Source organism: Nitrosospira sp. TNL200, assembly GCF_055386305.1.
In genome coordinates this window covers 191614-215222 of sequence record NZ_AP041003.1, presented here as the reverse complement: position 1 = coordinate 215222, position 23609 = coordinate 191614, and the positions used below count along the sequence as shown (strand labels likewise).

At 54.8% G+C, this 23609-nt stretch carries 20 protein-coding genes and 1 tRNA gene; 10 read left to right on the top strand and 11 right to left on the bottom strand.

Annotated elements, in window-relative coordinates; translation table 11 throughout:
* Positions 1-11: 11 nt before the first annotated feature.
* The 3 genes from gcvPB to ACZ5CE_RS00995 all read left to right on the top strand — a co-directional run bounded on the left by gcvPB (position 12) and on the right by ACZ5CE_RS00995 (position 3390).
* Complete coding sequence (gene gcvPB, locus ACZ5CE_RS01005; RefSeq protein WP_464575898.1) at positions 12-1460, top strand: aminomethyl-transferring glycine dehydrogenase subunit GcvPB; 1449 nt, start codon at positions 12-14, stop codon at positions 1458-1460.
* Positions 1461-1523: 63 nt separating this feature from the next.
* A complete protein-coding gene (locus ACZ5CE_RS01000; RefSeq protein ID WP_464575896.1) occupies positions 1524-2462 on the top strand; it encodes a carbohydrate kinase family protein in 939 nt (312 codons plus the stop codon).
* Positions 2463-2580: 118 nt separating this feature from the next.
* Positions 2581-3390, top strand: a complete 810-nt coding sequence (locus ACZ5CE_RS00995; RefSeq protein ID WP_464575894.1) for a lysophospholipid acyltransferase family protein — start codon at positions 2581-2583, stop codon at positions 3388-3390.
* Here the strand turns inward: ACZ5CE_RS00995 and ACZ5CE_RS00990 are convergent.
* Together ACZ5CE_RS00990 and ACZ5CE_RS00985 are read right to left on the bottom strand one after the other, a co-directional pair.
* Positions 3317-4144: a symmetrical bis(5'-nucleosyl)-tetraphosphatase gene (locus ACZ5CE_RS00990; RefSeq protein WP_464575892.1), complete on the bottom strand. Its 828-nt coding sequence runs from the start codon at positions 4142-4144 to the stop codon at positions 3317-3319. The genes ACZ5CE_RS00995 and ACZ5CE_RS00990 overlap by 74 nt on opposite strands.
* A 196-nt stretch (positions 4145-4340) precedes the next feature.
* Positions 4341-4886, bottom strand: coding sequence for a c-type cytochrome (locus tag ACZ5CE_RS00985; RefSeq protein WP_464575891.1), 546 nt, complete (start codon positions 4884-4886; stop codon positions 4341-4343).
* Between the two features lie 143 nt (positions 4887-5029).
* Here ACZ5CE_RS00985 and ACZ5CE_RS00980 point away from each other — a divergent pair.
* Positions 5030-5106, top strand: a tRNA-Arg gene (locus tag ACZ5CE_RS00980).
* Between the two features lie 130 nt (positions 5107-5236).
* Positions 5237-5716 carry a VOC family protein gene (locus ACZ5CE_RS00975; protein WP_464575890.1) on the top strand — a complete coding sequence of 160 codons (480 nt, stop codon included), beginning with the start codon at positions 5237-5239 and terminating at the stop codon, positions 5714-5716.
* A 302-nt stretch (positions 5717-6018) separates the two neighbouring features.
* On the opposite strand, the gene ACZ5CE_RS00970 is transcribed toward ACZ5CE_RS00975, so the two are convergent.
* Positions 6019-7080, bottom strand: coding sequence for an ISNCY family transposase (locus ACZ5CE_RS00970; RefSeq protein ID WP_464575888.1), 1062 nt, complete (start codon positions 7078-7080; stop codon positions 6019-6021).
* 365 nt (positions 7081-7445) lie between these two features.
* Between ACZ5CE_RS00970 and ACZ5CE_RS00965 the strand changes: the two genes are divergently transcribed.
* A complete protein-coding gene (locus ACZ5CE_RS00965) occupies positions 7446-9869 on the top strand; it encodes an EAL domain-containing protein (RefSeq protein ID WP_464575887.1) in 2424 nt (807 codons plus the stop codon).
* A 62-nt stretch (positions 9870-9931) separates the two neighbouring features.
* Here the strand turns inward: ACZ5CE_RS00965 and ACZ5CE_RS00960 are convergent, their stop codons facing one another.
* From ACZ5CE_RS00960 to rsmI, 4 genes are all read right to left on the bottom strand, one after another.
* Positions 9932-11830, bottom strand: a complete 1899-nt coding sequence (locus tag ACZ5CE_RS00960; RefSeq protein ID WP_464575886.1) for a potassium transporter Kup — start codon at positions 11828-11830, stop codon at positions 9932-9934.
* 167 nt (positions 11831-11997) lie between these two features.
* Positions 11998-12456 carry a phosphohistidine phosphatase SixA gene (gene sixA, locus ACZ5CE_RS00955; protein ID WP_464575885.1) on the bottom strand — a complete coding sequence of 153 codons (459 nt, stop codon included), beginning with the start codon at positions 12454-12456 and terminating at the stop codon, positions 11998-12000.
* 232 nt (positions 12457-12688) lie between these two features.
* Positions 12689-12928, bottom strand: coding sequence for a thioredoxin family protein (locus ACZ5CE_RS00950; RefSeq protein WP_464575884.1), 240 nt, complete (start codon positions 12926-12928; stop codon positions 12689-12691).
* 184 nt (positions 12929-13112) lie between these two features.
* On the bottom strand, positions 13113-13967 hold the full coding sequence (gene rsmI, locus ACZ5CE_RS00945) for a 16S rRNA (cytidine(1402)-2'-O)-methyltransferase (protein WP_464575883.1): 855 nt from the start codon (positions 13965-13967) through the stop codon (positions 13113-13115).
* 363 nt (positions 13968-14330) lie between these two features.
* Here rsmI and ACZ5CE_RS00940 point away from each other — a divergent pair, with 363 nt between their 5' ends.
* The 3 genes from ACZ5CE_RS00940 to ACZ5CE_RS00930 are packed head-to-tail and all read left to right on the top strand — an operon-like array spanning position 14331 to position 16716.
* Positions 14331-14696: a YraN family protein gene (locus ACZ5CE_RS00940; protein WP_464575882.1), complete on the top strand. Its 366-nt coding sequence runs from the start codon at positions 14331-14333 to the stop codon at positions 14694-14696.
* A gap of 52 nt (positions 14697-14748) precedes the next feature.
* Positions 14749-15336 (top strand): BON domain-containing protein, encoded by a 588-nt coding sequence (locus tag ACZ5CE_RS00935; protein WP_464575881.1) that lies wholly within the window; start codon positions 14749-14751, stop codon positions 15334-15336.
* Positions 15337-15348: 12 nt separating this feature from the next.
* Entirely contained in the window at positions 15349-16716 is a 1368-nt protein-coding gene (locus tag ACZ5CE_RS00930) for an FAD-binding oxidoreductase (protein ID WP_464575880.1), read from the top strand.
* A gap of 73 nt (positions 16717-16789) precedes the next feature.
* Here ACZ5CE_RS00930 and ACZ5CE_RS00925 read toward each other — a convergent pair whose 3' ends face one another.
* Entirely contained in the window at positions 16790-17716 is a 927-nt protein-coding gene (locus tag ACZ5CE_RS00925; protein WP_464575879.1) for a thermonuclease family protein, read from the bottom strand.
* 377 nt (positions 17717-18093) lie between these two features.
* Between ACZ5CE_RS00925 and ACZ5CE_RS00920 the strand changes: the two genes are divergently transcribed.
* Positions 18094-19731: an alkaline phosphatase PhoX gene (locus tag ACZ5CE_RS00920; RefSeq protein ID WP_464575878.1), complete on the top strand. Its 1638-nt coding sequence runs from the start codon at positions 18094-18096 to the stop codon at positions 19729-19731.
* A 181-nt stretch (positions 19732-19912) separates the two neighbouring features.
* On the opposite strand, the gene ACZ5CE_RS00915 is transcribed toward ACZ5CE_RS00920, so the two are convergent.
* The 3 genes from ACZ5CE_RS00915 to ACZ5CE_RS00905 form a co-directional block, all read right to left on the bottom strand.
* On the bottom strand, positions 19913-20611 hold the full coding sequence (locus ACZ5CE_RS00915; protein WP_464575877.1) for a phosphorylase family protein: 699 nt from the start codon (positions 20609-20611) through the stop codon (positions 19913-19915).
* Complete coding sequence (gene shc, locus ACZ5CE_RS00910) at positions 20608-22542, bottom strand: squalene--hopene cyclase (protein ID WP_464575875.1); 1935 nt, start codon at positions 22540-22542, stop codon at positions 20608-20610. Before shc ends, ACZ5CE_RS00915 begins: the two co-directional genes overlap by 4 nt.
* Positions 22543-22656: 114 nt before the next feature.
* Positions 22657-23451 (bottom strand): MlaA family lipoprotein, encoded by a 795-nt coding sequence (locus tag ACZ5CE_RS00905; protein ID WP_464577565.1) that lies wholly within the window; start codon positions 23449-23451, stop codon positions 22657-22659.
* Positions 23452-23609: the final 158 nt, after the last annotated feature.

Genomic DNA, 23609 nt, shown 5'->3' with positions numbered 1-23609 from the left:
TCGGATTTCACATGTTGATATTTGAACACGCCCGTCCGGGCCGCCGTAACTACTCTCAATCCCCAGCAAAGCCCGCCGATACGGGAAGCATCCCTTCCAGCCTGGTGCGCAAAACGCCGCTTCTGCTGCCCGAAGTTTCCGAAATGGATGCGGTGCGCCACTACACGCGGCTGTCGCAAAAGAATTTTTCCATAGATACCCAGTTTTATCCGCTGGGCTCCTGCACCATGAAATACAACCCGCGGGCGTGCAATTCGCTTGCCATGCTGCCGCAATTCCTCGCCCGGCATCCGCGCGCGCCCGAGAGTACCGGACAAGGTTTTCTGGCATGCATGTATGAACTGCAGGAGATACTGAAGGATGTGACAGGCATGGCGGGAGTCAGCCTCACGCCCATGGCTGGCGCGCAGGGCGAGCTGATTGGCATTGCAATGATAAAGGCATACCATGAGTCGCGCGGAGACACTGCCCGCACTGAAATCATCGTACCGGACGCAGCCCACGGCACCAACCCCGCCACCGCGGTAATGTGCGGCTATAAAGTGGTCGAAATCGCCACCGATAAGGAGGGGGACGTTGACATGGCCGCGCTGAAAGCGGCTGTGGGACCACGAACGGCGGGACTGATGCTCACCAATCCGTCAACACTCGGCGTCTTCGAAAAGAATGTCGCGGAAATGAGCAAGATCGTTCACCAGGCTGGAGGATTGCTGTACTACGACGGCGCCAACCTGAATGCGATACTGGGCAAGGTAAAGCCAGGAGATATGGGCTTCGACGTGATTCACATCAATCTGCACAAGACTTTCTCTACTCCCCACGGCGGCGGAGGTCCGGGTTCGGCACCAGTCGGAGTCGCGGAGCGCCTGTTGCCATTCATACCAGTACCGGTGGTGGCCTTTGAAAGCGGCCAATATCGCTGGCTCACGGAAACAGATCTCCCGAAATCGATTGGCAGGCTTTCCGCGCATATGGGGAATGCCGGGGTGCTGCTTCGCGCCTATGTGTATGTACGCCTGCTGGGCTCGGAAGGCATGCACCGCGTAGCCGAGTTCGCCGCCCTGAACGCCAATTACCTGATGGCGGAGCTGAGCAAGGCGGGATTCGAAATCGCGTATCCCACACGTCGCGCAAGCCACGAGTTTATCGTGACCCTTAAAAGCCTGAAGGAAAAAACAGGCGTTACTGCGATGAATGTGGCAAAGCGGCTCCTGGACAAAGGCTATCACGCGCCTACGACCTACTTTCCGCTGCTCGTGCCGGAATGCCTGCTGATTGAACCCGCGGAAACTGAGTCCAAGGAGACGCTCGACGCGTTTGTCACGGCCATGAAGGAGATTCTGGACGAGGCCCACAGCCAGCCGGACTTGGTGAAAAATGCGCCCCACACCATGCCGGTGCGCCGCCTGGACGATGTAAAGGCCGCCAAGGAACTGGATCTGGTCTGGACAGGTTCCTGATAATCAACAGCCAGCAAAACCGGTTGTGAAACCCAAGACGCACTTTGCTTTACGGCCATCCACATGCATACACTGATCTGCGGTTCCATCGCCTATGACACCATTATGGTGTTCCAGGACGTTTTCAAAAACCATATCCTGCCGGAAAAGATACATATTCTGAACGTCGCTTTTCTGGTACCGGATATGCGCCGGGAATTAGGGGGCTGTGCCGGTAATATAGCCTATAACCTGCAGATGCTTGGAGGCCATCCACTTATCATGGCGACCGTCGGCGACGATTATCAGCCGTACGCCAGCCGGCTGGAGAGCCTGGGCCTGAATCAAAGCCACGTGCGTCATGTGGCCGGAACCTATACCGCCCAGGCATTCATCACCACCGATCTCGCAGATAACCAGATAACCGCTTTTCATCCCGGCGCGATGAATTTTTCGCACGAAAATCACGTAGCGGATGCGAATGAGGTCAAGCTGGGCATCGTCGCTCCGGACGGGCGGGATGGGATGCTGCAGCATGCTCGCGAATTCCACGAAGCAGGCATTCCCTTCATGTTCGATCCAGGCCAGGGGCTTCCGATGTTCAATAGCGAGGAACTCATGGATTTCATCCAGAAGGCCGATTATGTGGCGGTCAATGATTATGAGTGCCAGTTACTGCTGGAACGGACCAGCTTATCCCTGGAAGCATTGGCGAAGCTTGTCGATGCCCTGATTGTCACCCTGGGCTCGGATGGTTCGATAATTCATGCAGGAGGCCGGGAGATCCGCATACCGGGCGTCAACGCCGAACAGGTGATCGATCCTACGGGCTGCGGCGACGCATATCGTGCAGGGCTGCTTTATGGCCTGGCAAATGGGATGGATCTGGAAAGCACCGGAAGACTGGGTTCCCTGATGGGAGCGCTAAAAGTCGCGCAACGAGGAGGACAGAATCATGCTTGTAGCCGCGACGAAATCGATCAACGCTATTTTGAAACTTTCGGACATCGGATTCTTCCGTAGCGTCGCCCGGCAGCAAACTTCTTGTGGAGTGAAAATACCGGCTTGCTGCGATCTCGTTGCGGCCTGAATGATCACGGATTCTGGCGGCCACTTATTGCATTGGTGCGATAATGACGGTATGGAAAATTTCGCCGCCAGTGCCAGAACGAACCGGCTGACAAGAATTGTCCGCGCTATCCGCCTGTTGTTGCATGTCATTTCCGGACTGGCGCAATCTGCGATTTATCCCCATCTCGATCAGCCAGCGCAAAGGCGCATGGCTCAGAACTGGTCAGCACGCCTCCTTTCCATTTTATGCATCCGCATGCGGTACCGCGGAACTCCTCCTCCACCCGAGGCGCAGCGTGTAATGCTGGCAGCCAATCATATTTCATGGCTGGATGTTTATGCCCTGATCGCGGTATGCCCAGCCCGTTTTGTCGCTAAAGCCGAGATCAGAAGCTGGCCGCTATTGGGATGGCTTAGCCGCAATGCAGGAACGTTATTCATCGAGCGCACCAAGCGTAGCGACACCGCCAGAATAAATGAGCACATCGGCAATGCGTTGACGACCGGGGATCGGGTTGCAATATTTCCCGAAGGCACCACCAGTGACGGGACCATCCTGCGGCACTTTCACGCTTCGTTATTGCAACCCGCCATGACGGTCGCGGCCACGCTATATCCGGTAGCGATAAGTTATACCGACACTGGGGGAAAAACGAGTAAAAACGCGCCTTATGCAGGTATTTCCATGCTGGAATCGGTGCTGCAAATATTGACCGAGCCATGGATCGACGTGGAGCTGATCTTTACCGATCCTATAAGCAGCAGCGGGAAAAACCGGCGCGAACTGGCGCGCGAGGCCGAGCATGCTATTGCCATTGCCTTGTCCCTTCCCCTGCCGCACACGGCACCTGGAAAATCTTCCGATCATCGAGGCGAATAGCTGTAAGACTTCCGCCCCATAAGCACCCGGTATCAAGCGCCAGAACGTTATCGGTGATTTTGAGCCCCAGCGCCGACCAGTGCCCGCATAGGATGGTCGCTTCCCGGCTTGCGCGGCCCGGCACTTCAAACCACGCTACATATCCCTGGGGAATATCTTTTTCCAGTCCCTTATGAGCGAAATTCATTTTTCCGTCAGGCGTGCATACGCGCATGCGCGTCATGGCATTGATCACGACCCGCAAGCGCTCATAGCCCTCCAGGTTTTCATCCCAATGGTCAGGCTGATTGCCATACATATGAGCACAAAGCTCGTGGAAGCCATTGCCGCGCAGGGCATTCTCGACCGATTTCGCAAGCTGCGAGGCTTGCCCGATACTCCAGGAAGGCAGCAGTCCCGCGTGGACCATGACATAATTCCCGTTGATATGCAGTAGCGGTCGCCGGCGCAGCCAGCAAAGCAACTCATCCCGATCGGGCGCTGCGAGTATATCTCCCAATGTGTCGTTCCGATTCATCTTCCCGCAGCCTTCAGCCACCATCAACAGATGCAAGTCATGGTTGCCCAGCACCATTACCGCTGTTTCATCCAGCGCTTTCACATAGCGCAATACCGACAACGAATCCGGGCCACGATTGACAATGTCGCCAACCAGCCATAGCTTGTCTTTCGTACGGTCGAACCGGATCAAGTCAAGGAGCTGCCTGAACTCGGCGTAACAGCCTTGCACATCGCCGATTGCAAAAGTAGTCATGTATGGAAACGTATGGAACTGGCGGAAGCAGCCACAGAAGCCCGCGTTGCATAAAAAATGAGGCGATATGCGCTGCCTATCGCCCCGTTATACTGATTCCTCGATTCTCGAGGAATCAGCAAATCATCATCGCCACCTTATGATCACCGACTTATCAATAAGCCGATCCACGGAGGTTTGCTGAAGGTTGCCTGAATCATTGCGCCTGAGTCACCATGTAATCCACCACCTGCTTGACGTTTTCATCAGACAGGCTGGCGTTGCCACCCTTCGGCGGCATGGCATTCTTGCCCTTCAATGCACTGTTGTAGAGGGAATCCTTGCCAGTCTTTATACGTTCCCCCCAGGCCGCTTTATCGCCAAGCTTGGGCGCACCCGCCGCACCAGAATCGTGGCATGCGGCACAACTGCTTGCGTAAGTTGTTTTGGCTGCGTCGGCGCCGCCTGCTGCCGCTACCGGAGCCGCACCGGGCGCTTGGCCAGCAGCATCGCTCACGGTTTCCTCCGCCTGTGGCGAGCCAGACGCAATGACCAGGGTACCCTCGGGTTTCAGACGGTTTGCTATCGCCTTGTCTGAAAAAGCGGGGTTATTCTCGTCTATAGGGACATCACCGGTCGCCAGTTTCGCCAACAGCAGGATAATCGCAATGGGAAACGCGAAGGCGGAGATGAGAACTGTAATCAGCTGTTCCGGCGTCTTGATGGCCGTGGAATGACCTTCCTCTTCTTCAGCGTCGCTCACAATAACTCCCTTAAGAAAAAATGGTCATTGTATTGCATAGAGACATGCTTGTTGAAGCAAAGCGCAAAATTATCTGCAATGGACGGCAGAGAGGAAAAAAGCTATCCTATTCGTTTTCCCCAGCCCCGCATACTGGATCTTACGCGCCCATAGCTCAGATGGATAGAGTACCGCCCTCCGAAGGCGGGGGTCACACGTTCGAATCGTGTTGGGCGCGCCACTTTGGTATAAAACTGCGAACGCCAGCAACTACGGCATATCCTCGACGGTTCGGTTTTCGATCCCATGATGTGATCCCGGCCAGATCGCGGCGCAAACTTTCCCTGGTCAGCAAATGGAGGAGGGTAACGATGAGCAAGAATACAATCTGTCTGTGGTACGACCATGACGCAGAAGAGGCTGCGCATTTTTACGCCCGGACCTTTCCCGACAGCACGGTCGGCGCGGTGCACCGGGCGCCATCCGACTTTCCCGGCGGCAAGGCGGGTGACGTCCTGACGGTCGAATTCACGGTGTGCGGCCTGCCGTGCCTCGGCCTCAACGGCGGGAATGCATTCAGGCACAGCGAGGCATTCTCCTTTCAGATCGCCACCGACGACCAGGCGGAGACCGATCGTTATTGGAACGCAGTCGTCGGCAATGGGGGCACGGAGAGTGCATGCGGCTGGTGCAGGGATAAATGGGGTCTATCGTGGCAGATCACTCCGCGCGTCCTGACCGAGGCAATGGCCAGGGGCGGCGATGCGGCGAAGCGCGCGTTCGGGGCGATGATGGAGATGCGGAAGATAGACGTCGCCAGGATCGAGGCGGCGGTGCGCGGCGAAGCATGAGCCTTCCACTCTTCGCACATCCGTTCCCATCCTGCTCGACAGGAACGGCGAGTCGCGAAGATCAAAGCTGCCGCGCCAGCGAAGATTTGTTCAGCGCTTCCTTAACCCTTCCCGTGGATGTTCCTATGATATGCGTATAATTTCACACGTATAGGCTCATATTTGCCGATCTGGCTAATGCGCCATTTAATCATTCCCTTACAATTTCCCTTCCCCATCATTTCAGCTCCACTACCAGTCCTGATCGGTCTGGAAAACAGGCCACCACCCCGCATTGCCTCATAACAAAAGGATACCGAAGGTCAGGAACGTTGCCTCATAATTGAGGTAACTTTGACGATAGAAAAGATGTGACGCAATTTAGCATCGATCTGCTGTTTCAGATCGAATGGATTCAATGTTTCATGCAGTGCCTGCAGTCTTGACTTGATATCGTCTGTCACGCTGTCACAGTCCATGACGCGCTGATATGGCGTTTTGGGTGGATGATACTCTTTGCGATAGCGCGCACCGCTGCGCTCCTTGTGTTTGAGTTTCAGTGTCGGGTAGAAATGATTCTGGAGTTGGCTCCACTCTTTGGCGTATAAGGCGTTCATCAGCGTTGTCAGTCCAGGATTATCGAAACGCTCATAACCGAACAACTGCCGCACATGCGGCCAGTTCTTTTGCTCGACATGCGCATTGTCGTTCTTTTTATAGGGACGCGAACGGGTGAAGGCGGGCTTGGCTGGATGCTCGGAAAAATAATGCAGCAAGTGATGATTGAGAAACTTGCTCCCGTTATCGCAATCAAATCCACGCAAGTCAAAAGGCAATGCCTGCTCAATGGTTTTGATCTGCTCCAGCACACCGATTGAACCCTTGTTCCAGGTGGCACGGCACGCTGTCCAGCCGGTGAGGATACCAGGCAAGGTGAGGCTCCAGACAAAATCACCGGCCAGACTGTTGCCGCAATGGGCCACGGTATCGGCTTCCATGAAACTAGGCAGCGTGATATCCCAATGCGTCGTGCGTATCGGAATCTGATTCTTCAGCAACGTGCCTGGCTTGGTGCCGGATAACCCCTTGGGGTGCTGGACCCGGATTGGTTTAAGCAGACGATCGATGCTGGCGGCCGAAATCCCTGCAAGCTTCGCTCGGGCAGGATCGTCCAGGGCGCCAAAGCGCGTCTCATAGTGGGGCAGCCACAGCGGCATGGCAACCACCAGACGCTTGCTGCACATCTGATCGGTTGCAAGCCATAGCTTGCGCAGTACCGCCAGCAGTACCGGCTGATTGATTGCGAAGGGCGTCCAGGACGCCCCGCCGGTTTGACAGGCCTGTGACTCAAAAGCCTGATGGCGTACTTGCGCTGATAACCGCATACCGAGCGGAATTCATCCAGAATCCTGCCTTTGTCAGCACGTCTGGCTTGACGATAACGCTTGCGTATTGCCTCAAGATAAACCCGTTTCTCATGCTTGCCCATGTCGATAACCCCTATTCGTCCGGTTACCGGCAATTTGAGGCAACGTATCCTCTTGATCCACTCCTTCGGTTACTTTTTTATTGAGGCAATTCGCACCCGCCCCAAGCGAAAATGGAAGGTTGACGGTAATCTATACTGAATATGGATGTGTTTCGCACCCGTATCGATTGCCTGGTTGCATAATACATACGATCCCGGAAACCCTGCTCTTGGGGGCGTCTCATCCCGCATTCGGCAGGCACAATTTCATAAGGAATCGGTATGTTACAGCTTGAGCTCCAAGATCCTTCCAACGATAGGCGAGCGAATGTGCTGGCGGTGGAAGAAGCGCGGCTGCTCTGCGCCAGCCTACCGCTGGCGCTCGCCAGCAGTCTCGCGCTCGCGATCATTCTGGTATATATCCAACGAACAGTAATCGCCCCTGCCATACTATACGGGTGGCTCGCATCCATGGTTGTCCTTACCTTATGCCGGGCACTTCTTATCCCGCTCTGGAATGAAAAGAATGAAACCGGGATGACATTCGTCTTGAGCTGGAGATTGAAGTTTCGGGCAGGCGCGATTGCCGGCGGATTGATATGGGGTGCGAGCAGTATTCTGCTATTCCCGGCAGGCAACATGCCACATCAGGTGTTTCTCTCCTTCGTTCTGGCCGGAGTCTGCGCCGGAGCCGTCACCTCGCTATCCATAGACAAAATATCGGTACTGGGCTTCTTATCGCTGACCCTGGCGCCCCTGATAGGTCGCTTCATGCTGGAGAATACCGAAGCCTCCCTGTCCATGGGAATAATGACGGGGCTTTTTTTGATCGTCATTTCGCAAAATGCATCGAGAATGGGCCGTACTGTCAATGAAAACATAAGACTGAGCGTTGAAGCCTCGGCGCGTGAAACTGCCTTGCAGAAGAGTAAATTGAGCTTGCAACAACTGAACCAGAATCTCGAACAACTGGTGGCCGAGCGCACCAGTGATCTCAGGGAAAGTGAAACCCGCTTCCGGTTTCTGTTCGAACAGGCCGCAGTGGGCGTGGCGCAGGTTGACACCGCATCGGGACGTTTTATGCGTGTAAACCAGAAGTATGCGGATATAGTAGGTTACACACGGGAGGAAATGCTCGCACTCGATTTTCAATTCCTTACCCACCCCGATGACCTCGAAGCCGAGTTGATCAATCTGGAGCGGCTCAAAGCGGGGGATATACGTGAATTCGAAATGGAGAAGCGCTTCTTTTTCAAGAACAAGGATGCGATCTGGGTAATGCTTACGGTTTCGCCCATGTGGCTGCCGGGAGGAAAACCTGATTATTACATCGCTGTCATACAGGATATTACCGGGCACAAGCAGGCGGAAGAGCAGATACACCAGCTCGCGTTTTATGACCCGCTCACCAGCCTCCCTAATCGGCGCCTGTTCCTTGACCGCTTGCAGCAGGCACAGGCCAATAGCGACCGGCACAAAACGAACTGCGCGATCCTGTTTATCGATCTCGACAATTTCAAGACGCTGAACGACACTAAAGGTCATGATATCGGTGATCTGCTCCTTGCCGAGGTGGCTCGCCGGCTCAAGGACAGCGTGCGCACCAGTGATACGGTAGCAAGGCTGGGAGGAGATGAATTTGTGATCATTGTGGAAAAGCTGAGCGACCAGCCAGGGCGAGCGGCTATCCAGGCTAAAAGAATCGGTGAAAAGATATTGGCGGGGCTCTCGCGGCCCTTTTCACTCCATGAGCTTGAATATCACGGCTCATCCAGCGTCGGGATTCGCCTGTTCAATGACAGTAAATCAAGCACCGATGATCTGCTCAAACATGCCGACACGGCGTTATACCAGGCGAAAGCCGCGGGACGGAATACCTTGTGCTTTTTCGATCCTTCCATGCAGATTGCGCTGGAAGCGCAAACCATGATGGCGAACGAGCTGCGCCTCGCAATAGCTCATCAGCAATTCGTGCCCTACTACCAGAAACAGGTGAATGCCGATGGTGGAGTCATTGGGGCCGAGATACTTCTGCGCTGGCAACATCCCGAGAAGGGAATGATTTCCCCCATGATATTCATTCCGATTGCCGAGGAGACAGGGCTTATTTGTCCAATCGGAAAATGGGTACTGCAAGTGGCTTGCGCACAGCTCAAACACTGGGAGAACGATCCACTCTGCTGCAATTTCCGGCTCGCGATCAATATCAGCGCGCGCCAGTTCCGGCAGCTGAATTTTGTGGATGAAGTGCTCGAGATATTGGAAGAAACCCGGGTGAACCCTCACAAACTCAAACTCGAACTCACCGAGAGTTCAGTGTTGCAGGATATAACGCTGGGTATTCAAAAAATGCAGGCCTTGTGTAATGCCGGAATACGCTTTTCGCTGGATGATTTCGGTACCGGGCAATCCTCCCTTGCCTATCTCAAGCGTCTGCCGCTGGAGCAGATCAAAATAGATCAAAGTTTCGTGAGCGACATCACCACTGATCCCAGCAATGAGGCTATCGTTCGCACCATCATCTCGATGAGCAAAAGCCTTGGCATGGAGGTGATTGCCGAAGGTGTCGAAACTGAAGAGCAGCGTAAGCTTCTTGCCCGGAGCGGGTGTTACGCATACCAGGGATATTTATTCGGGAAACCAATGCCTATAGACGATTTTCAACGGCTGGCCGCCTCAAGGAAGGATATTCCGCACCACTGCTGACCTGCATACGGCAACGGTTCAGGGCTTTCGTGGGCAAGGCTTCCGATAAAACATTCGTCTTCTTATATCTGGATACGGGCACCGAGTTCGAGGACGCGGCTGGCCGGAAGTTTGAAATATTCAGCAGCGCTGCTGGCGTTGCGCGCCATCGTGGCAAAGAGGCGCTCACGCCACAATGCCATGCCGCGGCCAGGGCTCGGCACCACAATGTCCCGGCTCAAAAAGTACGAGGTTTTGAGCGGCTCGAACACAAGCCCGTATGATTCGCACATCTCCAGCGCGTACGGCAGGTCGGGCACATCTTTGAATCCGTACCGTACTGTCATCTGATAGAAGTTGGTGTTGAGGGGAGTTACCGTTATTCGCTCAGCCCCAGGTACGCGGGGGATCTCGATGTAAACCACGGTCAAAAATATCACACGTTCATGCAAAACCTGGTTATGAGCGATGTTATGCAGTAGCGCGTGGGGCACGCCATCGGGATCGGCAGTAAGAAAAATGGAGGTGCCGGAGACGCGTGCAGGCGGATGGGCCATTATTGATTCGAGAAATGGCCGAAGTGGTATCGCGACTGAATGCAGATGCTGGAACAGGATTTGACGACCTCTATACCAAGTCGCCATGAGTGAAAAAATCACCATTCCAATCACAAGAGGAAACCAGCCGCCCTGGGAAAGTTTCAGGGTAGTTGCAGCAAAAAAGGTGACATCAACAGTGAAAAAAACGGCAGTGACACATATCGCTAAAATTCCCGAGTATTTCCAGGCATAGCGCAGGACAAAAAATGTAAGAATGGTTTCTATCATCATGGTAGCAGTAACTGCAAAACCATAGGCGGAGGCCAGGTCAGAGGACTTCCCGAACCCCAGTACGGCCATGATGACCACGGCGAGTAAAGTCCAGTTTACGAACGGTATGTAGATCTGACCGATTTTTCGATCGGAAGTATATTTGATCTGCATTCGAGGCAGAAATCCCAGCTGTATCGCCTGTTTCGTCATGGAGAATACGCCCGATATGACGGCTTGTGACGCAATTACGGTCGCGATGGTCGCCAGCCCTACCGCGGGATAAAGCGCCCATGCGGGAAACAACAGATAAAAAGGATTGGAAATGGCTTGAGGATTTGCGAGCAGCAATGCCCCCTGTCCGAGATAGTTCAGTGTCAACGCGGGCAGGACGCAGCCATACCAGGCAAGACGGATGGGTTTTGCACCGAAATGTCCCATATCAGCGTAAAGTGCTTCCCCTCCAGTGACGGCGAGAACGACAGCCCCAAATGCAACAAATGCAAGCCAGCCATTGCCGATGCAGAAGGTCAGCGCATTTACCGGGTTGAATGCCCCCAGTATCTCCGGAGCGGCGCTGATATTCGCCATGCCGGTCACGCCCAAAGTCGCAAACCATACTAACGTTATCGGCCCGAACAACGCGCCGATGCCGCCTGTTCCATGCTGCTGGAGCAAAAACAGCACGATCAGGACCGCCAGGGTAATGGGCACTACGTAAGGCGTAAGCACCGGCGTCGCTACTTCCAGTCCTTCCACCGCGCTCAGTACGGATATGGCTGGAGTAATGACGCCATCGCCATAAAATAGCGCAGCACCAAAGGCGCCGACGAGAAACAGGCTGTTGCGCAGTTTGGGTCGATCCCGGACTGACGCGCTGGCAAGGGAAAGCAATGCCATGATTCCGCCTTCCCCGTTATTGTCCGCGCGCAATATCAGCGTGACATACTTGAGCGATATCACGACCATGAGCGCCCAGAAAATAAGAGAGATGATGCCGATTACATTATTTGGAGTAAGCGCCAGCCCATGGGCAGGATCAAAAACAGTCTTCATGACGTATAAAGGACTGGTACCGATATCGCCGTAGACCACTCCCAGGGCAGCCAGGCTGAGTAATGCGAGAGGCTGCTGTCCAAGCGCCCGCCCGGGCCTTTCAGTTTCGCTTGTCATGATAGGTGCATGAGAACGACGGAAACGTTGCCAATGCGTTCTTGAAAAGAACGGCGTCCGGGTAACGGACCATGCCAGCCAGCGGAAACTCGATCAAAACGCTTCTCCTGCATCAGATACAGCCAATCGATATGGAATCCCGCAAACGCCGGCGTGAGGAGAAAGGATTATTGAAGCAGCATGTCTGGTGAAATACTCGCACGCAGGTTCACCACCGCACCCCCTTCCTTCTCCTTATGACTGAACCACCAGATAGCGCCTTTTTTCATATTCCATTCCGCTGGCCCACCACTCAGTATGAGAGCCGCGGTTTCTCCCAGAGTGGGCTGATGACCTACTACGACGACAGTACCTTTCGCATCCGGCCATTTGGCAAGGGCAAGAATAGTCTTTGCCGAGGCACCAGGCCCCAACTCATCGACAATTTCAAACCTGGCTGCCAGCGCTTCGGCAGTCTGACGGGTTCGACTCGTAGGGCTTACAATGATTCGCGCAGCTTTTGGCAGCCTGGGCGTGAGCCATTCGGCTACCGCCTGGGCCTGTTTCAATCCATGAGAAGTGAGCTTGCGTGCGCTATCGGGCATGCCATCCTCAGCTTCTGCATGCCGCCAAAGTATGAGTTCCATTATTTGCTCCCAAGGTAGTGCGAATACCGCATTCGCCGAAAGCGTTCCTGTCATATCTGACTTGCCCCGGCGTTCGAGACATGCCGACACAGGCTATTGTCAACCGCTGAGCACTAGGGAATGTGGTTATGGCAGGATAGCTGTTGCCAGCTTGACTTGATTGATGGGGAGGCGAAACCTGATGAAGTCTTGTGAAACACAAACGGCGGGCACCGGCCCGCCTTTCTTCCGATCAGGACTTCAATGCCGACATGGGGGCGCCAAAATTGATATGGAAAGGCGCTCCATCTATCACCAGCGCCGGAACCGATTTCACGCCGGCCTCTTCAGCGGCTGCGATACGGTCCGCGTGCTCCCCAAGATGCACGATTTCAACATCATAACGCTGCGGATCCAGCGCATCAGCTACCTGACGCTCAGCCTCGACACATACAGGGCAGCCAGCGTGATAAAAGGTGGCAGTTTTTTTCATAGTCTAATATCTCCGTAAGTTTAAATGTCCGTGGGATTCCCAGGTTCGCATGAGTTGGCTATCAGCATGCGACTCGGCAATTATACCCAAGACCTTCAGCGTATGAAAGGCGGCCAGCCGGGAGGGACTTGTGTCCCGCCTTTCGTGCAAATCTGCCGGAAGAGCTGCATGGCAGTGTATCGCATTACGGCCCATCTGGCCGCTTGAGCGTCAGGGCATGGGAATAGATCATGTTCCTGCTTTCGCCCGTTATCTCTGCGGCAAGCCTGACTGCCTGCGCGAGCGACAACTCCTTCATCAGCAATATCAGAATATGCTGGGCTTTTTCGCTGAGTCCGCCTTCATTTTTCGCCTCGGCGCCGGAAACCAGCAACACGAACTCTCCCTTCTGGCGATTTGCATCAGCATGAAGCCAGGCGCGAGCCTCTCCGAGGCAACAGCTATGCATGGTCTCGAATAATTTGGTCAACTCCCTTGCAATGATCAACTCGCGATGTCCGCCCAGAATTGCAGCCAGGTCTTCGACGCATTCCAGAATCCGGTGCGGCGCTTCATAAAATATCAATGTATAGGGTTGCGTTTTCAATCGCGCTATTTCTCGTCTGCGAGATCCGCCGCCGGCCGGAAGAAAACCATAAAAGATAAAAGGCGAAGCGGCAATCCCGGAGGCGGATAACGCGCAGATTGCCGCGTTGGCGCCGGGAACGGGCACCACTTTATGGCCTTGTTCCCTCACCAGCTTCACCAGACTGGCGCCCGGATCGGAAATTCCCGGGGTGCCAGCATCGGTGACGAAAGCGGCGGTCTTTCCCGCAGCAAGCAAACTAATCAACTTTTCCGCACCACGCCGCTCATTATGCTGGTGCAGGGCCATTACCTGGCCTGGGATCGAGTAAACCTTTAAAAGATGACGGGTTATGCGCGTGTCTTCCGCGGCAATCATGTCAACCGCTGCAAGTATATCCAGCGCACGCAAGCTGATATCCCGAAGGTTTCCTATTGGTGTCGCGACAATATAGAGCGCGCCCGGTGTTATCATATTCCGATGGAAATTTGTCGAAGCATTTGAATCAATCCTGATTGAACCCAAATCCGGTGGTTGACCGCTCATTTCCAGTTCAGGGCCATGATCCACAAAGACTTTCCGCGGTATTTGACGTTCACCTGTATGGTGAGTTCGCTACAGGGCGGATTGCGCGATTTTTGCGGCACATGGCTGCGTTGCAACTCCCTGGAATGGAATGGCCATTCCAAGGAGTTGCGCCTTGCCCTGCACCCTAAAAACCGCATACTCCACCCTGTCCAACTGCCGGATTTCGGTTGAAATGCCATTGCATTGTAAGCCATTTGGCCAGTTGCTTATTTTTGCGTTTTTCCGTGCCGTGATGCCAGAAATGCCGACATGGGCCATAACGGGTATGCGGACATGACGGGTATCGATGCGGAGCGATTTGCGGAGGCATTTCTGAGACAGCATGGTCTGGCGTTGCTCCAGAGAAACTATCGCTGCCGCTTCGGAGAAATCGATCTCATTATGCGGGATGACATTGTAATGGTGTTTGTCGAAGTCCGAATGCGCAAGAGTCTCATTTTTGGCGGTGCCGCTGCGAGCATCACTCCCAGCAAGCAGCAAAAACTGGTACTTACCGCCCGCCACTATCTCTCGTCCTTGAAGGCAACGCCTCCATGCCGGTTTGATGCGGTGTTGCTGTCGGGTGAGGACGGCAGGAAAATCGAGTGGATCAAGGACATTATCTGCACAGGATGATGAGGCCAGATATCCAGCAGAGTTTTTAAAAAAATCATACGAGAGGGAACTGATGGTAAATTCAACCAGAAAACTGTTGCTGCTGCTCTTATTGACGCTTCCTTTTTTTTCCGGCTGCGCCCTGCTGATTGCCACCGGCGTGGTATCCGGGGTTGGCACGGGCGTAGCGATGTCCCAGGACCGCCGCACGAGTGGCATGTTTATAGAAGACGAGGGCATCGAGTCGAGAAGCACCGGGCGTATCAGTGAAAAATTCGGAACGAACACCCACATCAACGTCACCAGTTTCAATCGAAATGTGCTGCTGACCGGCGAGACGCCGACCGAGGCTGCCAGGCAGGAGGTGGAACGCCTCGCCGCGAATGTGGAGCATGTGCGGAACGTCACCAATGAAATCACCGTATCCGATATCAGCTCATTTGCGTCCCGCAGTAACGATGCGTTGCTTACATCGAAAGTAAAAAGCCGCTTCATGGACGGTGGAAAATTCCAGATTAACCACGTCAAGGTAGTCACGGAGAATGGTGTCGTTTATCTGCTGGGCCTGGTGAAACGCACGGAAGCGGAGAGCGCGGTGGGGATAGCGCGATCCACCAGCGGAGTAAAAAAAGTGGTAAAGGTATTTGAGTATATGGACTAGGAAAGCGACACCATGCTTGCGCAGGACATCGTTAAGCAACTTGACCATTTGTTGCCGCCTGACCGGTTTTATACGGATCCGGTCGATTGCCTCGTGTATGGCTACGACAATAGCCGCAAGCTTTTTCCGCCCGATGCCGTGGTTTTTCCCATCGACGCAAATGAGGTGTGTGCGGTGGTAGGTCTGTGCAATGAATATGAAATCCCTCTCGTTCCAAGGGGACGCGGGACGGGAACCGCGGGAGGAAGCCTTCCGGAGAAAGGAGGCATTGCCCTGTCACTGGAACGGATGCTCAGGATAATAAGCGTGGACCCTGGTAACCGGGTAATTGTAGCTGAACCCGGTGTGCTGAATCAGACCATACAGGAGGCCGCGAAACCCCATGGTTTCTTTTGGCCGCCAGACCCCTCCAGCGCAGCTTTCTCCAGCATAGGAGGAAATCTTGCCACTTCCGCGGGCGGCCCACATGCTGTCAAATATGGCACCACGCGGGATCACGTGCTGGGCTTGAAGGCGGTTACTGGCGGAGGCGCCATGATCAGCACCGGCTGCTACACCACGAAGGGGGTGGTGGGCTACGATCTCACCCGCCTGCTGGTAGGATCGGAGGGAACGCTTGCGGTCATTACCGAAGCCACGCTCAAACTTACCCCTCTTCCCCAGGCCAGAGGGGGTCTCACAGCTTATTATCATGCCGCTGCGAGCTGTGCCGAAGCCATACTTCGCATCATGGCGCTTTCAGAGACCCCTAGCGCCGTGGAATTTCTGGATGAAGGATCGCTCAATCTGATACGCAGCCGTTTCCCCGAGATGCTGCCTTCCGGTGCGCGCGCAATGCTGATGATAGAAGTGGATGGAGCGAACAGTTCCATCCCGGAGTCAACCGCCGCAGTACTGGCCGCATGCGCGGGAGATGGGCTGATTCATGCGGAGGAGGCACCGGATCCCGCTGCTTTATGGGCAGCCCGGAAAACCTTGTCTCCGTTGCTGCGCGACATCGCACCGAAGAAAATCAATGAAGACGTCGTCGTGCCCATTTCGGCCCTGCCAGAGTTTCTGGAAGAACTGGCACGGTTAAGCGCCAGGTACGGCATTGCCAACGTCAATTTTGGGCATGCCGGCAATGGAAATATCCATGTAAACCTCCTGGTCAATCCGGATAACGTGGAGGAAATGCAGCGCGCGGGAGACTGCCTGAATGACGTGTTCGATCTGGTGATAAGGCTGAACGGGACCCTGTCGGGAGAACATGGAATCGGTAGCGAAAAACGTCCCTTTGTCGGCAAGGAAATCGATGCGCCGACGCTGGATCTGATGAAACAGATCAAACGGGTGTTCGACCCCCGAAATATCCTGAATCCGGGGAAGCTGTTTCCATAGCCGGGTTGGATATCCGGCGTGAGCGGATGCAGCATCCCGCCAAACCTCGATCCCAGGTACGCTCAGCAACCTGCTAAAACAGGGGCTTCGGATCGGGTGTAATGATGAGTTGCTCGGGATTGAAGCGCAACCTCAATGAGTCGCCGTTTATCGAGTAGGTGTCATGGATGTTTCCTTTCTCGCCATCCGGCAACTGCAGACTGTCGTCCCGATGGACCGGGTCCTGGCGAATCCACTCATCAAACTGCTCCAGACCCGCATGGCCCTCAAAAAAATAGGCGACAAGGCGTCGGAACAGCTTGGGCCAAATGATGAGCGTCTCCAGTTGAGCAAGATCGGCAATGACCACCTCGTTGCCGATGTTCACATCCTCATACGGCCAAAGCCCAGCCCCCGGCTCTTTCCGCGCCTGGGCGATCAGGCGCCTCAAGTGGACAATCAGTGACATCGGCATGGTATCATAGGGTTCCACGTAACATAACCCCGCCCTGACAAGCTTTGCATTGACGCTTTGATCCAGCAAAGCATCTTCCACAAAGACGTTTTCTCCATCTTCCCTGTCAGATGCATCAGCGTAAACAAGGCCGAGCAGCCTTCCGTTGGCCTCGATACCACTCGCAATAACGTAACCTGGCAGCGGGTTATTATCCACCGACTGTACTTTGTTCGGCGAGTCACTGGAATAAACAACGTTCTCGAACCCCAGCAAGCGCAGGTTTTCGTCACGGGCAGCATTGGCGAAACCGAGTTCCTGATGCGTTTCCCTGAAATGGGTTTCCAGCGCATCGATTCCCTCATACCGGACGGCAATATTTTTGCGCTTGTTGAACTCGGCCCGCTTGCCCGAAAACCTTGGTAAATCGAGGACCAGGTCGATATTGTCAGGCTCGAACCTGACGGTGTCGCCGTCGGGCTCCGGTCCCTGCCTTGGCATATCGGGGTAGTAGATCCAGTATTTTCCCTTGATCAACGTATAGCGTGATTTCGTTGGCCTTGCCATTTTTTATCCCCGGATGAATTTTTTGCCTTTCCACCTTCGCAAAAATCGACTGGCATCAACTGGCGACTAGCTTCAGTATAGTCTCTCTCATGTATGTTGCAATCTGTATACGGTGTATGGCAGAGATGGATCAAGTGCGGGTCTGTCCGTAGCGGAATTCGCGCTCAATCTGATAATCATCCGGGCCAGGGCCGCCGCATCTACCGAAGCAATAGACACCCGGCACGATGCATATGCCGCCAATGTGCTGCTGGCTTGTCACAAATCAGTCAACTCCGTGAAATTACGTTGCCATGATTTGCGCGTAGGGTAAGTGCTTGTGTCCAACATGCCAGTTCGGGGGTCTTCCTATGCACACTATCGCAGGAAAAATGCTTATGGCGTCCACTATCGTGATGGGTTTAAGCGCTGATTATACCCAGGCCCAGGATCAGCTATCCGGTGTCCCCGCAGCCAATCCCAAGACTGCGGGCATGGTTGCGCCGAATATCCTTACTCCGGAACTGGAACAGATCGTCTGGGCCAGCGGCGCCACGAAACTCGAGAATCCAACCGACCTGATCGGTTTTTATGGTTACAACAACGACGGACCGCACATGCCCGCCCCGGGCGCGGTCCAGACTGCTGGCAGCACGATCGAAGCCAGCAAAACCGAGCCGGACAAGAACACCTATCTCGTGCTGCACGGACAGACGGGTCCCGACAGCCATTACGACTATGGTTCACGCTTTCTGTTTCAAGGCCACGAAGGCGGCAAGCAAGGCTACATCACGCGCATCAACCTGGAAGCGGATGGCCTGCATCGCACGACACTCATGGCGGATAAGGATGTCGAGGGAAAACCCCTGCCGCTCTTCGATGGCTCCACCTGGTACCCCTGGGCACAGCGACTTTTATTTACCGCAGAAGCAGGTAAAAATGGGGGGGTATGGCAGGCGACCGTAAATTATCCATCGGCGGTGGAGGATATTTCCGGCATCATGGGGCGCGGGGGCTACGAGGGTATCCAGGCCGATGCCCAGGGCAATCTCTGGATCGTCGAGGATGCAGGCGGCAGATCCGGTGCGGTAAACAAAAACGCCAAGCAGCCCAATAGCTTCATTTACCGTTTTGTGCCAAAAAACAAGCACGACTTGAAAGCAGGTGGCAAGCTTCAGGCCCTGCAAGTAGCCTCAAAACGCCATGCCGGCCCCATTGTTTTCAACCTGGACGATCCGGACGGCGATATTCTCTCTCTGGATGTAAAAGACCTTCATTCTTATGGCGTCACATTCGATACCAAATGGATCGTTATCCATGATACCGATGTGGATGGCTTTGTTCCCTTCGACGCCAATGCGGCTGCCAAAATAAAACAGGCAACCCCATTCAAGCGTCCCGAAAACGGGGCCTTTCGTCCAGGCACCGGGTTTCGCGAATTTTATTTTACCGAAACCGGCGATACGAATAAAGATACTGAAGCAGGAGCTGACTTCGGCGGATTCGGCGGCATATTCAGGCTTGCCCAGAAGAATGGCTCATCCGATTCCTGGCGCCTGTCGATATTCTACAAAGGCGGTGTTGCGCGTACGGGGTTCGACAATATTGCGTTCTGGAGCAAAAACAAATTGGTGGTGGTCGAGGATGCGGGCGATACGCTCCACACGCAGCGTAACGCGCTGGATTCGGCCTACCTGTTTGACGTAAACACCGATTATACCAACCCTGCTATCCAGCCAATCCGCATACTGGCACAGGGGCGCGATGCGTCGGCGACCTTCGATTCCCCCTTGACCGATGAGCGTCCAGCCAATGGTTTCCAGAATGATGGCGATAACGAAATCACCGGAATTCATATTTCCGATGGCGATGACAGCGTTCATGGCCTTCTGGGAGCCAGGAACCCACGTCCGTTCCGCGATGGCTGGCGGGTATTTTATACGCAGCAGCATGGGGACAACGTGACCTACGAGATTATCCCCGCAAAGCAGATGCATCTCCATGACCACCATCAATGGCGTGACAATGACGATTAAGGCTCTGCGAGCCCTGGCTTAACCGCTGCAAACCCGGTGAGCGGCGGGCCTGCTGAATGAGAACGTTCACACTCGGTATTGCAGCAAATGAATCCACCAGTCCAGCGATGGGCTGGTGGATTCACGCTATCGATATGCCCATTGCGCCCATTGCCGAACCGCAGGGCGTACTATGGAAACCTCATGCTATTTCTGTCTTGCCGAACCGCACTACCGTCGCCAATGTCGAACAGGCTGCCCGCGATTCAACCGCCAGCCGCAACAATGTGCGGGGACTGATTCTCCCGCGCAGCAACAGGCCCAGGAAGCGTCCCAACTCCACGCTCCCATCGGGCCGTATTGCATCGAGCAGAGCGGAGGGAGGTGAAAATTCGATGGGATCGGAAATCGCACGCACTGCAAGAAACGGCAGGCCGGCGTGTTCCGCCACTTCTGCAATCGCACCGCTTTCCATGTCCACGGCGCAAGCACCTGTGGTTTGTGCCAATGTCCGTTTTGCGGTGGCGGAAGTCAGGACGTGCCTGCTTGCGGCAAGGGTTCCACTCACTACGCTGATATGGTTGGGGAGCAGCGTGCGCAATCGATCGCGCCAGAGCAAATCGACAGGAAATAGGCGATCTGCCTGGATATATTCAGGCAGAATCAGACTTCCCGGCCGCAGGGTTGAATCCAGCGCACCTGCAAGCCCAAAGCTCATCAGCGCGTTGGCGCCGGCAGCGTGCAACCCTTCCGCCGCTCTCGCAGCCGCCTGCCCGCCCATGCCGCAAAGCCAGATCGAGGCGCCTTCCCCCAGTCTTACGGGCTCGTTAAAGGGTAATCTGCGCGGCGTGATGCAGCGCGCTTCCACCCGCATCGCCGCTACGATACCTATGCTCTTCACGCAAGATTCTTTGCGGCGCCGCCACGAAATCTTGCCAAAGCCCACAATGGAAAATAGCTGGTATACCCGTGATACTTCAGATAGAAAACACGGGGAAAACCCGGAGCGTTAAACCAGGGGTCATACCACAGGCCATCGCTGGCTTGTTTCCGCAGGAGATATTCGATACCCCGGTATACCTCCTTGCTCCGGCCTTCCCCGGCTGCCATCAGGCCAAGCAAAGCCCATGCCGTCTGGGAGAGGGTGCTCGTATGAAAACGTCCTGCCTGCTGGGGGTCGAAGTAACTGTCATTGCTTTCTCCCCAGCCTCCATCCTCCTGCTGAATCGACTTGAGCCATTGCACCGCGCGCCGGATGGCAAGGTGGCCGGTATCGACACGAGCAAGCCGAAATGCTTCCAGCACCGCCCAGGTGCCATAAATGTAATTGCTCCCCCAGCGCCCGAACCAGGCTCCGCTTGGTTCCTGTTCCCGGAACAGGTAGGTCAGGCCGCGCTCCACGACCTCCTTGTGCCTGGCCTGACCATACAAAGCCAGGAAACCCGTGCATCTGGCCGTGACGTCGCTGGTTGGAGGATCAAGCAAAGCGCCATGATCGGCAAACGGAATTTCGTTGAGATAATAGTAGGTGTTATCGCTGTCAAAAGCGGCGAAACCACCGTTGGCGGATTGCATTCCCGCAAGCCAGTCAGCCGCCCGTGCAATGCTTTCACTATAGGCTTTCGGGTCCGCCAGATGAAGTGCCCAGGCGACTGCCGCAGTATCGTCGAGGTCCGGGTAATGCGGATTGGCGTACTGAAAGGCCCAGCCCCCTCCTGCCAGACCGGGGTGGTCTTCCTGCCAGTCAGCCGGCGCGTCCAGTATCTGGTTTGGAATAAGCCAGTCAAGGGCTTTGCGGACAGACTTTTCGTCCATGCCGCCTTCCTGTAGCGCCAGGCTGGCAAGAACGGTGTCCCATACCGGAGAAACGCATGGCTGGCACCACGTGTTCTCCCCCTGTTCCACCAGTAACCCCTGCAAGGCATCCCGGCACTGCTTCCGGTAGGGATGCTCATAAGGATAGCCAAGCGCGGCAAGCGCTTCGTACGCATTCACTATTGCCGGAAATATTCCGCCCAGGCCGCTGTCGCCGTTCAGACGCTCTATCATCCAGCTTTCAGCCCGGCGTATCGCCATGCGGCGGAAAAATGGCGGAATGTAGGGCTCGAATATCGAGGTGGTTCGCTCAAGCACTAAAAAAAACCGGTTCAGGTGCGTCCGTATCGGAAAATAATTCCGCTCTTCGTTCGGAGGAACAGTAAATAATTCCTGGATATGGATATCGCGCGGATTCGCAGCCCGCTTCTTCAGGCTGCATAATATGGACAGGGGTATCGTTACCGTGCGGGACCAGTAGGCAATCTTGCTGAGGTGAAACGGAAACCAGCGTGGCAGGAATATGATCTCCACCGGTACGAAAGGCACTCCCCGCCAGGGAATCTGGCCGAACATGGCAAGCATTATGCGCGTAAATACGTTGGCGCGCGCTGCTCCCCCATGCGCCAATATGGCGGCACGCGCACGCGCCATATGCGGCGCTTCAGGCGAGTCACCCGCGAGCTTCAAGGCATAATAGGCCTTGACAGTGCAACTGAGATCAAAATCGCCGCCATAATATAACGACCAGCCGTCATGCCGGGAGTCCTGCTTTCCTCGAACGAATCTGGCCAGCCTGGCCTGCAGGCCTGTATCCACCTCGTCCATGAAATGCATCATCAGCACGTACTCGGCGGGAATAGTGCAGTCCGCCTCCAGCGGAAAACACCAATGCCCATCCTCCTTCTGAAGACGCAGCAATCCCTCGCGGGCAGCGTTTAGCCCGGCCTCCAGGGAGGCTGGATTAAGGTATCGATCTTCCTTGTAGATTCTCGCCGTACTCTCAAAACTCTTCATTTGCATATTGCCGAAACTGCTGGTTTGCATGAATCATCTTTTTGATTTTCACGGATTTAACCTGATGCTGTTCGCTCTTTCGGGAATTATATCGTACTATCCCCAAATCGCCACTCAGTGCGCGCTTCCGGTCGATGACTTGGTTATTGGCTCGCTCTGCTCCAATTCCTCATACATTGGATCGTCGAAGCTCTCCGGAGGCGGATCGCCATCGTAGATTAGATGCTTGCGCTGCTGTAAGAACCCCTCTCGCACAAACAAATACGGATCCAGCGCCGCCTGGTCGCGAACACGCATGGGGCCGGATAATCTGGCCCGCTTGTCGATGATGCCCAATACCGTCACCGGGCCGACAACCGCCGCACTAGCGAACGAACCGGCATAGAACAAAAGGTTGCTGACCGCGCTGACGCCAATTCCGGGCGCATCGCGATAGGTGCTCGGACCAATAAGCGGCACAAATAAATAAGAACCCGTATTGACCCCCCATACGCCAAGGGTCTGTCCGAAATCTTCGTCATGCTGCAGCAAACCCATCGGCGCGGCCATGTCGAAAAGCCCGCCCAGGCCGATAGTGGTATTGACGACGAACCGCAGGCTATCCTCGAACCCCTGCCGCACCTTCCCTTGCAGAAAGTCATTGAGAATTACGTTGGGATAGGCCAGGTTGTCATAAAAATTTCCAATCGAGCGCTGCATGGGATTGGGGATATATTTGATGTAGGCATCCGCTACCGGCGCAAGGACATTCCGGTCTACCATATCCGTAAAGTCATAAAATTTACGGTTGGTTTTCTCGTTTGGGTCGATCGGATCCACGCTGGCATCGGTGGGACGCGTGGTGGCGCAACCGCCAGACAGCAGCGCGCACATCAATAGCAAAATCGTTGCCGTGCGTTTATGTGTCATGATAGGCAAGGTATGAGCTTTTCCTGACCTTCTACACCCAGACCGTACTTTGCGAATCCGCTACAGTACCATCGCCTTTCGCGCATCTCATCCCACAACCCCCGTCGCGCCAGCAGAGACTTGTCAAGGATTCCCAAGGTGCGAAGTATAAACAAAAA